Source organism: Flavicella sp., from assembly GCF_029238425.1.
Classification (GTDB): domain Bacteria; phylum Bacteroidota; class Bacteroidia; order Flavobacteriales; family Flavobacteriaceae; genus Flavicella.
Window position 1 is genome coordinate 68,037 of record NZ_JAQWGB010000067.1, and the last position, 15,298, is coordinate 83,334.

Here is a 15,298-nt window from a genome sequence, read left to right on the forward strand (position 1 = left end):
ACTAGCATTAGTTAAAAGAAGTGTCTCTCAATGAAAAACCAATACAAAACTATGATAAATGTAATCGCAGTTATAGATATAGGAAAAACGAATAAAAAAATATTTTTATTTGATGAAGGTTTTAATGTGGTTTCTCAAAACTCTATTCAGTTTAAAGAAATAACAGATGAAGATGGATTTCCATGTGATGATATAAATTCTATTGAGAACTGGATAAAAAATCAAATTGAAGAGATTCAAACTATAGGTAAGTTTAGAATTAAAGCAATCAATTTTTCTACTCATGGGGCCTCTTTAGTCTATTTGAATAAAGAAGGAGAAAGAATAATGCCTTTGTACAATTACTTGAAACCATTAGATTTAAAGGAATTCGATGGTCTCTATAATTCAAACGAAGGAGTAGATGAGTTTTCTAGAAAAACGGCTTCTCCAGCTTACGGGATGTTAAATACAGGATTACAGATGCTCTCTATCAAAAAGAGTAAGCCTAAATTATGGAAACAAGTTGCTTCCATACTTCATTACCCGCAGTACTTAAGTTATTTGTTTTCAAATAAAATAACTGCAGATTTTACTTCTGTAGGAGCACATACAGCTACCTGGGATTTTGATACAATGCAATACCATAAATGGTTGAGTGAAGAGAATATTAATTTACCTGAACCATGCAAAGGGAATGAGGCAACAATTGTTGACGTAAACGGAGAAGAGATAGCCATTGGAACTGGTCTTCACGACAGCTCATCTTCTATAATACCAATTCTAGAACAAGAAAAAAACAAAGATTTTGTGTTGCTTTCTACTGGAACTTGGATTATTGCGATGAACCCTTTTAGCAAAGAAACATTAACACAGCATCAACTAAAACATAATTGTTTATGTTTTATGACTCCTGAAAAACAACAAGTGAAATCTTCTATGCAGTTTTTAGGTAGAATTCATGAGGTATACTTAAAGAGTCTAAGTGATTATTTTAACGTTAGTATTGACAGACATCTAGATTTAGAGTTAAATAAGACTTTATGCTTAGAGATGATAGATCAAAATGCTCAAGTTTTTCTTTCAGAAGGCATTGATACAGATTTTGAAGCACATAATGAATATTTACAAAAATTCCTTTCTTATGAAACTGCATATTATCAATTAGTTTATGAAATTTCAAAAAAGGTCGTTGCTGGTTTAGATTTGATTTCTGATGAAAATGCTACTTTTTCAAATGTATTCATTTCTGGAGGGTTTAATAAAAATGAAATGTTTATTAACTTCCTAACATTGCTTAAAGAAAATATTACAATAAAAATTTCCGATTGTAAAAATGAAAGTGCTCTTGGAGCAGCATTGTTAATGAAGAAATATTTCAAGAAATAAATGGGTTAATTATTTTCCCGTCTCATAAAATTCACATTGATAAATTATTTTTTATTAATGTGAATTTAATATAGAACCTTTTTTCCTTAGACTATTCAAACAATAGTCAATCCAACTTAATACTTATTAAAATGAATAACATAATACTTCAACTTTAGGTGAATTTATTATAGAAAACCAGTCTTCATTCCCATACTCAAGTGGTGAATTATCGAGTTTATTAAATGCTTTGAGATTAGCTGCAAAAATGGTAAATCATGAAGTGAATAAAGCAGGACTTATTGATTTGTTTGGAGGTTCTGCACTTCGACAGGCTCAGCGACCTAAAAATAAAGACGGAGAATGAAATCTCTTTGGAGTTGTGGAATGAGGTACGAATAGAGCAAGCTGTAATGTGCTGGTATTTTTAACTCTTTATGTTGTTCTTTTCATTTTGTCTTGATACAAAATACTGAAACGAGTTCAGCACAGGCTTATAACAAAAGATCAAGTCTCGCATTTTCGACGGTCTGATTACTTCTTGAAGTCTAAAACAAAATAACTCACTTCGTTCAAACAGATTTTGTTTTTACAACAACTTCAAAGTATCGACGCTCGACTGCTAATGCTAGGACAATAAAAAAACTAAAAATATATTTATTATGAAACTACAAGAAAGGATTTCCAGTACTACACCACGATTTTTAGAAGATTGAGAAATATAGGAATTGCATTGGCGACTGCAAGTGCTGCCATTATTAGTGCGGCTATTTATTTAGCAATTTCAGAAACTATAACTACGGTAGTTAGCCAAGAAGTTGTGTCAAATAAAATCTAAAAAAAATGGAAAATCTTCACTTAAAATCTGAAATCTTAGGAGGTATCATATTCGCTGCAGTATTCAATATTAGCCTTCATGATATTGCCTTTACGGTTGTGACGGCAATTATTGGTGTTGTAGTTAGTTTTGTAGTTTCTTGCTTGATGAAATACATAGTGAAGAAATTTAAAAACTAAACAAAGAAAAGAGATCCTAATTATTTAGAATCTCTTTTCTGTTTTCTCCAGTTTAACTTAATACTCAACGTGTTTGTATATGATTGTTACGAGTGATTCTATAAACAAGTTGGTAAATAATCACAAGCCAATGACTTAATAAATTATACACTTTGTTGTCAATAGTTATTCCTTCAATTTTAAAAAAAACAACTAAAAGAAGTTTATTTTTTAAGTATTTTCTTTGTAATTATATGATTCCTGTTAAGAACAATTTTTGCAGTATACACCCCAGGAGATAAATTAGATATGTTTATTCCATGTTTTGTACTTTGGGTTAAAGTGTTTTCATTGTTATATACTTCTTTTCCATTTATATTAAAAAGAGTTATTTTTACATTTTGAACACCAGGAATATTAGATTTAATATATAAGTAATCTTCCGCTGGGTTTGGAAAGATTGTTATCATAGTATCATCAATAACATCTGGGCTTGTAGAAAGGTGGGTATCTTCTATTTTAAAGTCTAATATACCTGAACCCCAAGATCCAAAACGAACAGTATTTATAGAAGAAATGTAATCAACATCCATGGCGTTAAAGAAACCAATTCCGTCTGCTATTGAATACCATGTTTCTGCTGCTACATCAAATACATAAGGGCCAATATCCGTTCCTGAAAAAACAAACTTACTGTCAGGAGTAACAATCATTCCTCCAGTCTGGGCGTCACTATCCGCAGGAAAATCCCCTGTTACATCTACCCAAGAAGTTCCTCCATCTTTAGATAATATAGACCCAACATTATTAGTACTTGGACCACAAAACAAAACCCAATCATCATCATTTGGCAAAACAACTCCACTTCCAATATCGCCCATTCCACCATAATTTGAAACCATGCTAAAAGGAGTAGATATTCCAGTCCCAAAATTATCTCCTCTATCATTAGATATGAATATTTTACCATCTTGCAGCATAAATAATTTATCTGGATTTGACCAACCTTGAGCGAGAGCAGCTACTTGATTTGTACCAACATTAATGGTATGTCCAGTTATAGAAGTTCCATCCCATGAAGCTCTGTTTAAGTTTTTAGATAAGATCCAAACATTTTTATCTGGTTGATTGTGGTCTATTACTGTTTGTACCCATCCCATATTTGTAGATTGAGTAAAATTAACAGTAGGGCTAGAATTTGATTTGTTTTTTATCTGAGCAGCTGTTCTTAATGTACTTCCATCATACATAGAGACAGGAGCATACACAATAGAACCTTGTCTTTGCCATCTCCAAACAGATTCTCCATCATAACTATCTAAAGGCGGGCCATCACCACCTATACTCTGATAAAAGTCAAGTAAACCATCTCCTTCTGTTTCTAGGATAACAGATCCTGAACCCTGGTCTTGTGTACTGTATATAATGTGATTAGGATTATTAATTCCTGTGAACAAATTCCCTCTATAAATTAAAGGATTTATAGTATTAAGGACATTGATATTAATATAATGTGCATTTGCATTTCCAGAATTATCGGGACCATCACCTTGATTAGGGAAATCAAACCATTCTTTATAAGATACAAATAGTCCTCCATCTGAGCATCTAACTGATAAAAGATTTCCGCTACTGTTATAAAAAAAATGAGAAGATTGGAAGTCTGGATGATAATTAAAGCGAATTCTATTATAATAATCATCTGCGGACAAACTTGTTCCGTTTTGATAACCCCACCAACCAGAATGATCAGTTATTACATTATCAAGACCATCAATTGAAACAATTGGAATGGCATAGCCTCCTAAAACGATTTCTTCATTTTCTGGATTAACAGCCAGGAATCTTCCTGCAGACATTTTACCATCTATCTTTCCGTAATAATTTCCGTGTGGAAATTTTTCAGTCCAACTATTTCCTTGATCACTAGACACCCAATATTTACTATTTTCGGTTACGTATAGTTTTCTTGAATCTCCTCCAATACTAAAGGCTTTATTGCCATGCGTTGTACTATATGTTCCAGTTAAAGTGAATGTTGTACCATTAAACGTATAAAAAGATCCATTTCTAGCTAAATAAACTACATTAGCATTAGGTTGGTTGGTGTGTCTAGGTGTGTACAACGAAGAATTTTCCGAACTCCCGAAGTTTTGAATTTCTGTAAAACTAACACCATAATCAATAGACTTATAAACAGCTATTCCGTCTGTAGCATAAAGACTGTTACTATCTTGTCTATTCATTATTGTACTAGTATTTGAGGAAGGCAAGCCAGAAGAGAGTGTCCATGTGCTTCCATCATCATCTGAATAGTATAAAGGACCATTTTCTATGTGAGCAACCAAACGAATTGTTCCATTGACATCAAGAGCATGAAGGTTCTTATATCGATTAGGCCAGTTTGCTGTCAATAACACAAAATCATCACCTCCAGTTCCTGTCGTGGGATTATATACAGTTCCTTTAAAAATATAGGATTTAGAATTGTATTCTCCTGCATAATGATTGTGCGTAACACCATAAATAACATCTGTATTATCTAGCATTTCAGCAAATTTAAATGCTCCTGGCATATTTTTCGGACCTCTATGAATCCAATCCCCATTTAAAGTTCCATTGGCATAAGTATAGTTAGAGTTATCTCTATTGAGTTTTTGAGCTTTTTTGAAGTTTTTGGATTTTACAGATAGTTTCTCTAAAATTCTTTGATGTCTACTTGCTTGTTCGGGAGTCCATTCTGCATCCTTATCAGGATTTTCTTCCTCATGATCATGATTAGTGATTGGGTAATTATTATCTAAGTTATCTATATCGATTTTGTTTAAATAATAAAAAGATATAAATATTGCTAAAATTACTAAAAAGAGGTGGTTATTTTTCATAATAAAGTGGGCAGTTAAAATTCAAATTAAAGAGTTATTTTCATGAAGTTCTGTACTTTACAGCTACTTCAACTGGTTATATTAATACAAAAGGTATCGTTTATGGATGAAAAACAATTGTAAACGACACTATTTAGGTGATTTTATTATATTTTACATTGTAAAAAAATGTGGTGATTACTTCCTGTGTTCTATCATATTATTGAGAGAATATTTTTTTGTTTTTTATTTTTTTCAAAAAAGAAAATACCATGCTTTTTATGGTTTTAGAGCTTTCACTTCATTTTAAAAAAATCAAAGCCAAACAAACTAGTATGCCTTTTAGAAAGCCGGATTATCATTTTTGTTTGGTGTGTTTTTTTAAATGCTATTTTGCTAAAAGTATAAAAAGCCGATGCCACCGGCGGGAAGGGGGATGCTTGCGAATAGTGAAATTGTCAGTATTTTATTCATTGAATATTATTTAAGTTATATTTTACAAAATTCAACAGTAAGTTGACACCTAGTATATTTAAATTATTTATCAATGTAACTAACTACACAACTAGCTTACATTTTTACCTTTTTTGAACAATTAGTTTCAGAAAACAATTAATACCAAATATCTAAAACCTAATAATATATAAATTATTACACTTATTAGGGTTTGATTATTATTTTACGGGATATTGATTCTGATTTGAATTTTATTCTTATAATATATACTCCAGGAGAAAAATTGTCCGTATTAATGCCTAACAAATTAACACCTAAATCCCCATTTATCATTTTTTTTAAAACACAATTTCCTTCAATACTAAATATGGAAACATCTATTTTTTCTTTATTGTTTAGAGAAATTTCAAAATTTAAAACATCTTTTACAGGATTAGGATAAAGCTTAAAACTATTAATGACCCTATCAAAATCTTGAGTATTAAGAGCAGCTGATTCAACAAAACTCACATTATCAATCTTTACCCATTGTCCATTGCTACCATTCGAAGTAAAGTGTATTTCAGCTTTGTTTGAAACAATTAGAATATCATCAATTATAATTTGTGTCCACACATTAGTATTTGGAATCTCAATACTCATTCCAATACCTCCAGGGGAAAAAACATCCATTTTAGCAGTTTGTAACCCTCCTGAACTTTGAACCCAAGCACTTAATTTGTATTTTCCATTGGGAATCCCTTCTAAAATACTCTTTGTTGTTATACCGTTTGAAGAGGTTTGACTTTCATGCATAAGATATCCATTACCTTGATATGCAGTTTCATCATAAACAACTTTACTAGGATCAAAATAAGAATTGTCATAAACACCATCATCTTCAACCCAATTATAAGGGAATCTACTATTAGCATTATTCAATTCAAAGCTATTATTACCTATTAAATTTGTATTTACAGGTCTATTATAGTACCTAAAATAATCAACTTTCATATTCGCTCCAGGTAAAGGAATACCACCACCTCCAAAATAACTAGTATTATTAGCTAAACCTGTTAACCATACTTCTTGTGGAGCATAACGGTCATCGTTATAATTAAAACGATGACGTTCAATACCATTAATATAATAAATAATAGTACCAGGTTTCCATTCGTAAGATACTACAATCCACGAAGACGTATCTAAATAACTAAAGTCATAGCTACCATGGCTACCAATAGGAGTATCTAGTACAGGTCGATGCCAATGAAAATTTGATCCAGCTGTATTATGATCAGAGTCTAATTCAATCCCGTCAATTTCCAGTGTTGAATTAACCCGAGGGACCAAATCATTCTTTCCATCTTCATTATAAGTATATTTATCAGAGTAACTAAGCCATGTTCCTAAACCTAGAGACCAAAAAGATTGATGAAACCCTTTAGAATCATCATAAAATTTAATTTTCGCCTCATAGTAACCATAACCAAACGCTTTTTTGGTCATAATCCCTCCACCAACAATATCATCAACTCCGTCTTCATTGACATCCCATTGATTATATTGTATTTTTAAATACCCTATACCATCAGTAGTTTCAACAGAAACATTTTCCATTTGATTATAACCACCATGAACTAATTCGTCTTGATCTCTGTAATACCATTCATTTTCATTTAAAATATTATTATTAAACTCCTCTTCATACATTAAAACATAATTAGCAGGAACTTGACTATATCCATTAATAATCACAAAGAAATACAGACTTAAAAATAACGGATTACAAATTAGTTTTTTAATATTTTCTATATTCATTTTATACATATTAATTCTCATAAAAAATTAAAATTATCTTAATAAAAGCGCCTCTATTTTTTTTCAAAGGACACAGGTATTTGTACATTAAAAGATTGCAAAACACCATTAACATCTAAGGTATCTGAAGCACACATCAAAGAATATGGCTTACCATTTTTAAAAAAAAGTTGAGGTCTTTCAAGATGTTTTACTTTTTGCGTTCTATTCTCCCATTCAATTTTTACAGTTGATACCAATGGATTTTGACTAAGATCCCATTCTATACCATTTTTAGACTCGAATAAAGCTAACGATTGTCCCTTTTTTGTAAATGTTCCCTTAAAGTCTTTTACTATAGCAAACATTTTACCATCCTGTGTCCATATATACGGATCTTCAGCAGGAAATTCATTACCCTTTGCAGTAAAGATAGGGTCCGGATGTTTAGTAAAGGGACCAGTTGGAGAGTCAGAAAATGCTACCATATGAACAACCGGACCACCATTAGGTAGTTTTCTTTTTTTACCAACGCATTTATAAACTAATACATACCTCCCATCAGGATGTCTTGTCACTGAAGGATTAGCCAACATTAATGCATCATGTGCGGTTGAATCATTCGATACATCTATAAGCGGTTGGTCAAACCTTTTCCAAGGACCATTCGGATGATTTGCTACAGCAACACCAATTCTTTGATTATTTCTATGCTCCCAATTGTAACTTTTTTCTTTTACTTTTCGATTTCCTGTGTTCCCTGTATAATAAATATAATACTTCCCATCAAACTCTTTAACAGTTGGGTTATGTGTGTTATACCCATCCCATAATTTAGGATCTCGAGATGGTAATGCTATGTCTTTATGTCTAAAAGGTCCAAAAGGTGAATCCGAGACCGCATGAGCAACTTCTGAATAAGTTAACCAAGCATTAAAATGGAATTTTTTTGGCCATCTACTATAGAACATATGATATTTACCATCTTTTTCAACGACACTACCTCCCCATATATACCAATCATTATCAATAAACTTAGCATTAAGTGGAACTTTATCTAAGTTAAAGACATAACTGTTACTATCCTTATAATTTGAACAAGCAAAGATTATCAATACTATAATTCCAATAAAAAATATATTTTTTTTCATGTTAAAAATGATTTAATTTTAATTTTTAGCTCGTTTATTTCTTGCATCTTGATTTAAAACAGGAGGCATTTTATTTTTGAAAGCGTTAAAATCTGTTAATAGTTTCTCCTTAATTTCAGGATGTATTTTTGCCAAATCTTTTTTCTCAGCTATATCTACATCAAGATTAAAAAGTCTAAGATTATTTTATACTTATATAATTTCCATTTACCAAATCTAAGGGCACCAGAATTATTATGATACCAAAACAATTTATCATGTGATGAGTTATTATTGTTTTTTCCATTTAAAATAAATTTATTTTAAATCTATCACTTCAGACCATCCCGTTTCTAATTCACCTTTTACAGCTTTCATTTTAAAAAAACAAGTTGAAAAATTTTCTAAATCAATTGTCATCATTCCTTTTACATTTGATTTAAATACTTTATCTAATTTTTCTTTACTTTCACCATATTTAACTATATAATAATTGTCATTAGTTTCGGAAGAATAGCCAATTACAAGTTTCTTTTTATCGATAAATGACTCCCAAATAACTGGAGGTAAATTTTGACCACTAGGAATTGCTGACATCTCCTCAGAAGGAATACTTTCTCCACTTTTATTACTGGACAAAACTTGAAACTTGTATTTTTTATAATTTTCTAAATTTCCTATGTCAATGTAATCCATAATTGTTTTTTTGGAGTCAAATAATTTAACACTATTATAAAAACATCTTACAAAATACTCTTCAGCGTCATATACTTTATCAAAATGAACTCTTACCTTGTTATCTCCAGATATTATTTCTTTTATCCTAGGGGACTTAGGTTTTTTTAAATAAATTATGTTAGACGCTCTAACATACCCACCTGGGGAAAAGATCTTAACCTCTATAAACGAAACATTTTCAAATGTCATTTTTCCTAGTAAACTTCCCGACCATTTATCACCAGGAAATAATGTTGGCAATTCCAATCTTCCTTTTTCTATAGTTTCTTCATTTTTGTTATAAAGCTTCCATCTTAAATTATGTTTACTCAATTTATATGCTGGATAATCAGTTAATCGTTTTGTTACAATATTTATTATCGCAGAGTTTGAAACTGTATCCAGTTCATTAATCACCAATTCTTTAATTGGACTATTTTCTTTTTGCATACGACTATACAACCGTCTTTTTTGTCGCCATGTATTTACAATACCCCATGTACGATTTTCTTCAGCATTAGTTTCAATGTAAGCACTGCGATAATCATTAAATGTCCACAAAGAAGCCCCGATTACATGTGAATTCTTCTCTCTAATAAAATTATACCACTCATTTAACTCTGGAAGATCCTCATCTAAAGAAGTAGAATTAAACTTTTTTATACCAAACTCAGAAAAAAAAATAGGTTTATTTGGCCAACGTTTACTGATCTTTTCTATCATCATTTCAGGTGTTTTATGATAGCAATTTTGCATTATAATATCACAAAATGTAATTGGATCATTCTCTGCATTAACATTTTTTAAATGACCAGTGTTGCTTACACAAGTAACTAAACGATGAGGGTCTAATTCTTCTTTCACATAACTAATTATATCTTTAGTATACTCGAAATGATTACTTAACTCATTTCCAACACTCCAACCGACTATAGAGGGATGATTATGATCACGTTTAATCATCTTACGTAGCCATTCTTTAACTAATGGATAATCTGGCGCGGTAAATTCAGGATTTTCTAGGTCTCTAACATTTATCTCTTCAAATATTAATATTCCTTTTTTGTCACACTCTTCAATTAGCTTTTTGTTCTGTGTTCCATGCATTATTCTTGTAAAATTGACACCAGCATTCTTCATTAATTCAACATCCTTGATTATTAAATCAATTGGTTCTGAAGTACCCCAATACCGATGATCACTTACTCTATTTAATCCAGCCAACCTAACAGGCTCACCATTCAGTAATAATTGGGATTTATTGACCTCAACTTTTCGAATTCCAAATTGATCAGTCAATTTATGTAATAGATTATCATCATGATAAATACTTGTTTCTATTTTATATAAATTTGGTGTATCAAAATGCCATAATTTAACATTTTTTGACGCTAATTTTGCTTGTAAATTAACCACTTTATTAGAATAAGGCTCAATCACCACCTGTTTACTAAGTGATAATAAACTTGTGTAATCAATTACTTCAGAAGAGATATTTACTAATCTAGATTTATCGGATTTGTTTTCCAATATAATTTTTAACGTAATACTAGCATCCCCAGAATCTAAATTTGGCTCAGCATGTATATACTGATTAATAATTCGAATATCATTATTTCTAACTAAATTCACATCTCTGATAATACCTCCCCAATTCCAAGTAGCTCCCACCTGAATATTATTATCAACTTCGATAGCTAAAGTATTTTCTTCATTAAAATTAATCTTTTTAGTTACATCAAACTCAAAAGGGACAAAACCTCCTCTATTCATTCCAATGTATTCACCGTTAAGGAATACTCTTGCAATGTGATAAACACCATCGAATTTAAGACTGAATTTTTCTTTTGAATCCTTTTTCCAATCAAGAGGTACGTTAAAGGTATTCCTATACCAACCTTTACCTGTATAATTACTATATTTATTAATCATTCCCCAATGTCCAGGTACCTGAATGTTCTCCCAGCTTGAATCATTAAAATCTTTCAAATAAACCTGTTTTCTAGCTAGCTCTTCGTTTTCTGAAATTATGATTGGACGTAACATAACTGCATCAACTACAACGCCTAAATTAGATTTTATTTCTATATATGAATCTGAAATATTATCAAATTTAAAAATACCTAAACTCAACCACTCTCCACTTTTCACTCTTTGATTTAGTGTTCTATAATCAATTCCTTTCGAATGCTTTACACATACTGATACCTGAGAATACATTCCAAAAGGATAGTATACAAACACTTCACGGTACCCTAAAGTTTCTATACCTGGTTTAAATCGAACAAAAGAAGTCGTATCCTTATCTTTTGGAAAAACCAAATAATCATCCCCAAAATATTGGACACCATCTCTTTTTTCAACGCTTGTACTCCATTTTCCGTTTATTATTACTTTCTCCTTATTACTGTTATCAATAATTACATCACTTATTTCTTTATGCACATTTAAGTAATTTGAACCATCACCTTTTAAGACATTAAACTTCCAATTATTTTTTAATAGAATGTTTTCTTCACCTAATAGCTCCATAGATTTTTTTTCAAAATCACAAGCCATCATGGATAAACAAGTAATAATTATATATATATATTTCATTAATTATATTTTAGTTTGATAATAGGATGAAAAAAAATTGTCTTATTATTAACACTTAAGTTTTACAATTAAACTTTATTTCTTTTAAGGCATATTAATATTTATACTAAAAAAAATAGACTTAAAACTTCCAAATTATACCATAAGTGTTTTTATTCTCATCATTTACTACTTAAGCAAGTAAAAAGATGTATTTGTGAGTGTACTCACAATAAATATCATTAAGATTTGTTATAACATTTTATACAATAACGGTATTACATATAAAAAACAGCGAATTACAAACACTAATTTTTCAGTTTAACAAGAACTTTATTTTATGATTATACTTTAGTTTCAGCACCAAAACTGCTAATTTTTATATACTTTTTTAGAAAAAGTTTTAACTTTTAGAATGTAATGTCCTTTAGGTAATTTAGATATATTCAATCTATTACTATTGTAAGAAGTAAAATGGGTTAAATCTTGACCTAAAACAGTATAAATTTTTATGTCTTCTTCTCTTAAGTCATTTAGTTTAATTTCTATTATTTCAGATGCTGGATTTGGATAAATTATCATCTTTTCTAACTCAACATTATCTCTGCTTAGAACTGCACTTTGAAAAGGAGATAAATCGAAATTTTGCAAGTCAAAATAGTTCAATCTGTTTGGTATGGTTTGAGTTATATTGTTAAAGTCTAATGTTGATATATTATTTTGGCGATATCGTACCATCAACCATGATAAAAAACTTTCAGCAATATCTTCTCTTGTCGGATTATCTAGTGCATAAGTAGAGATAAATTTATCATCTTCATTTTGAGCACTTAACCAACCTTCTGAAGCACTATATATAGCATCAAGAGAAGTATGGCTTGCCTCATGTACTAATGTTTCTTCGAGGATTCCACTATTCTCATAATTAATAGTTTGACCTGTATGAATTAAAATAGCGTTACTTGCACCACCAAAGAGCTCAACACCTTGATGAACCCATATTTCATTAACATTTTCTCTTAGTATTTTTGGTAGTTGACCTATAAGAAATGCATACTTTTCAGCTTCAATTGTTGCATTTGCAACTGAGCCAAATTCGGGATTTATTTGAGCTATGCTTGTAAGACCATCATCCCAAATTACATCAAATAAATATGCATTAACAGTTACCCAGTTATTAACTCTTCGGTCAAACATTTCAACCATACCCTGACCACTATAGGTAGTGCTTTGAATTGAAGAAGGATCTGAAGAAGTAATAATGTCCGGGTCTATAAAAATAGTTCCATAGTAAGGTGGTTGTGCATTTGAAAATTTAGAAATTATCATAAAGAATAATAGCAATGTCTGTTTCATAATTTTTGATCTTAATAATTTTTAATTTTAATATTTGCTAAACTGTCTTATCCCAACAATTTAAAAAAGATGAATTATTTTTCATAGAATTTCAAAAGCCAATTATTCAACTTACAGAAAACAATAAACCTTTTAAAATCAAATGACTACTGAAAATTAAGGAATTTTACAGTTACCATCTTTTTCAATTAATAATATTATTCTTTCTAGGTTTGTAATAGCGAACATAATCTACTTTCATACTTGTACCATCTATTTCTTCTGTAATATCACCCGACCAAGAAATAATTGCCAAACTCAACCAAATTGGACTTTCACTAAAACTAAATTCATTTTTAGTTGTTCTAATTACTTTTCCATCAAAAAAGAATGTAATTTGATTCTCATCCCACTCTAATCCATAAGTATGATAATCTTCTGAAAAATTAGTATCTTCTTCTACATTCATAGTAGAAATATCAACCCAACTTACCCCATCAAAGTATTGAACAATATAATCAGTCATTAAATCATTCCAATGCCCTTTTGATTTCCAACCATTCACAAATTGAATACAACCTACCGTAATCTCATCATCCCATTCAAACTCAATCCATTTTTCACCACTCTTTTGGGTAATCCAACTAGAATTTATAGATCCATCAGCAACATACTGAGGTCTCGTAGAATTATTATAATTACCACTCGAAGTTATTGACACATCTTTATTTCTAACGTAATTAATCAAACCAGGAACGTCTTTATCGGCTGTACTTGAAAGTGGATCTGGGTAATTTCCATTTGTATCATTATAAACCCTAAATTCACGAAGATGAAAATGACTCTTGTTCTTTGATTTTAAACGTAGTTTACGTGTATTAATTGGAATCTCAAGTGGTAACGAGTAATAAGGTTCGATTCCATAAGAAAAACTTTTACTAAATGAATCATGTTTTTTTTTCCCATCTGCACCAACGACTACATCTCCCCAGTTATGGATATTGGTATTGACTTCATTTGGAAAATGTCCTTCATTTATATCTATTTCAAAACGTTTACCTACTTTAGGATCTACACCTTGAGTCATCAACCAAAAAGAATTATTTGTTGCGCTAGCAGCTGCATATTTATAACGACATTCAAAATAACCGTATTTGAATTTCTTTTTTGTCCAAATATTTCCTGATGTCCAAGATTGCCCGCCACGTTCTTCTTTTCTATTCACTAAAGCTAAAACATCATCTTTTACAACTGCATTTTCTCTCCACCTACTAGATGCAATATGCCAACTCGGACCATTTTGAGAAACCCAATTAGCATCTAATTCATCATCATCATAGTCAAATTCATCATTCCATACTAGTTTCCAATTGGAAAGATCAATAGAATCACCTACTTTTTTCACTTGAGAATACCCATTTGATAACACGACTGAAGTGATGGATATTAGTAATAGAAATTTATAATTCATTTTTAAATTTTTAGTTTTTATTAAGAAATATTTTGTGTAATAGTTTTTTTATAAAACAATTTTATTTTACTAATAACTTACTAGTTTGAATAACATTCTCTCCTTCTATTTGCACAATATATACCCCTTTTGAAAAAGAAGACACTGCTAGACTTACAACATCATCATTTCTATCCTCAACTCTTTTCGTATAAATATTTTTACCTCTTAAATCACAGATTTTGATAGTTAGGTTTTTTGATGAAATTTTTGATGTGTTGATTGTCACTATATCTGTTGCTGGATTTGGATACATTTGAAAATCTTGTATATACTCTTTTGAAGAAAGCCCTAGCACCCCAGATGCAGTTACCACATCATTAAATGTATCTCCCATAATAAACTCATCTATATATACATTACCCGACGTACAGTGAAAAACAAAAGTATCTATATCGACTGAAGTAGTTGAATTTGTTCTTGATATCCAATTTGCATCCTCTGAAAAATAACTTGAGGGTACTGCATCTCCTTCTTTATAAATACCAACTAAAACATGACCTGATGTTTTTCTAAGAACAACTAAATAAGTTGTGTCATTTTCAAAAACCCCATCTGCAGAGGTAAAATTACTAGCATCAACAGGA

Annotated in this window: 10 protein-coding genes and 1 pseudogene; 4 read left to right on the forward strand and 7 right to left on the reverse strand. The window is 30.5% G+C overall.

The window, feature by feature from the left end; all coding sequences use genetic code 11:
* Positions 1–51: 51 nt before the first annotated feature.
* The 4 genes and pseudogenes from P8H68_RS04655 to P8H68_RS04670 all read left to right on the forward strand — a co-directional run bounded on the left by P8H68_RS04655 (position 52) and on the right by P8H68_RS04670 (position 2,364).
* Positions 52–1,368: an FGGY family carbohydrate kinase gene (locus P8H68_RS04655; protein ID WP_300322211.1), complete on the forward strand. Its 1,317-nt coding sequence runs from the start codon at positions 52–54 to the stop codon at positions 1,366–1,368.
* Positions 1,369–1,534: 166 nt separating this feature from the next.
* Positions 1,535–1,663: pseudogene (locus P8H68_RS04660) on the forward strand (fructose-bisphosphatase class I); the annotation flags it as partial.
* A 396-nt stretch (positions 1,664–2,059) separates the two neighbouring features.
* Positions 2,060–2,185 (forward strand): hypothetical protein, encoded by a 126-nt coding sequence (locus P8H68_RS04665; RefSeq protein WP_300322212.1) that lies wholly within the window; start codon positions 2,060–2,062, stop codon positions 2,183–2,185.
* A 5-nt stretch (positions 2,186–2,190) separates the two neighbouring features.
* On the forward strand, positions 2,191–2,364 hold the full coding sequence (locus P8H68_RS04670; RefSeq protein ID WP_300322214.1) for a hypothetical protein: 174 nt from the start codon (positions 2,191–2,193) through the stop codon (positions 2,362–2,364).
* Positions 2,365–2,567: 203 nt separating this feature from the next.
* Here P8H68_RS04670 and P8H68_RS04675 read toward each other — a convergent pair whose 3' ends face one another.
* The 7 genes from P8H68_RS04675 to P8H68_RS04705 all read right to left on the reverse strand — a co-directional run.
* Entirely contained in the window at positions 2,568–5,228 is a 2,661-nt protein-coding gene (locus tag P8H68_RS04675) for a T9SS type A sorting domain-containing protein (RefSeq protein WP_300322216.1), read from the reverse strand.
* Positions 5,229–5,867: 639 nt separating this feature from the next.
* On the reverse strand, positions 5,868–7,463 hold the full coding sequence (locus P8H68_RS04680; protein WP_300322217.1) for a T9SS type A sorting domain-containing protein: 1,596 nt from the start codon (positions 7,461–7,463) through the stop codon (positions 5,868–5,870).
* Between the two features lie 53 nt (positions 7,464–7,516).
* On the reverse strand, positions 7,517–8,593 hold the full coding sequence (locus P8H68_RS04685) for a glycoside hydrolase family protein (protein WP_300322219.1): 1,077 nt from the start codon (positions 8,591–8,593) through the stop codon (positions 7,517–7,519).
* A gap of 297 nt (positions 8,594–8,890) precedes the next feature.
* Positions 8,891–11,887 carry a glycoside hydrolase family 2 TIM barrel-domain containing protein gene (locus P8H68_RS04690; RefSeq protein WP_300322221.1) on the reverse strand — a complete coding sequence of 999 codons (2,997 nt, stop codon included), beginning with the start codon at positions 11,885–11,887 and terminating at the stop codon, positions 8,891–8,893.
* 351 nt (positions 11,888–12,238) lie between these two features.
* Positions 12,239–13,222 (reverse strand): T9SS type A sorting domain-containing protein, encoded by a 984-nt coding sequence (locus P8H68_RS04695; protein ID WP_300322223.1) that lies wholly within the window; start codon positions 13,220–13,222, stop codon positions 12,239–12,241.
* Positions 13,223–13,406: 184 nt separating this feature from the next.
* Positions 13,407–14,672: a family 16 glycosylhydrolase gene (locus P8H68_RS04700; protein ID WP_300322225.1), complete on the reverse strand. Its 1,266-nt coding sequence runs from the start codon at positions 14,670–14,672 to the stop codon at positions 13,407–13,409.
* A 61-nt stretch (positions 14,673–14,733) separates the two neighbouring features.
* On the reverse strand, positions 14,734–15,298 hold a 565-nt coding region (locus tag P8H68_RS04705; RefSeq protein ID WP_300322227.1), incomplete at its 5' end, for a T9SS type A sorting domain-containing protein.

Coding starts and splice junctions, on each gene's coding strand:
- P8H68_RS04655 (WP_300322211.1), top strand. CDS start 52: ATGATAAATGTAATCGCAGTTATAGATATAGGAAAAACGAATAAAAAA.
- P8H68_RS04670 (WP_300322214.1), top strand. CDS start 2,191: ATGGAAAATCTTCACTTAAAATCTGAAATCTTAGGAGGTATCATATTC.
- P8H68_RS04675 (WP_300322216.1), bottom strand. CDS start 5,228: ATGAAAAATAACCACCTCTTTTTAGTAATTTTAGCAATATTTATATCT.
- P8H68_RS04680 (WP_300322217.1), bottom strand. CDS start 7,463: ATGAATATAGAAAATATTAAAAAACTAATTTGTAATCCGTTATTTTTA.
- P8H68_RS04685 (WP_300322219.1), bottom strand. CDS start 8,593: ATGAAAAAAAATATATTTTTTATTGGAATTATAGTATTGATAATCTTT.
- P8H68_RS04690 (WP_300322221.1), bottom strand. CDS start 11,887: ATGAAATATATATATATAATTATTACTTGTTTATCCATGATGGCTTGT.
- P8H68_RS04695 (WP_300322223.1), bottom strand. CDS start 13,222: ATGAAACAGACATTGCTATTATTCTTTATGATAATTTCTAAATTTTCA.
- P8H68_RS04700 (WP_300322225.1), bottom strand. CDS start 14,672: ATGAATTATAAATTTCTATTACTAATATCCATCACTTCAGTCGTGTTA.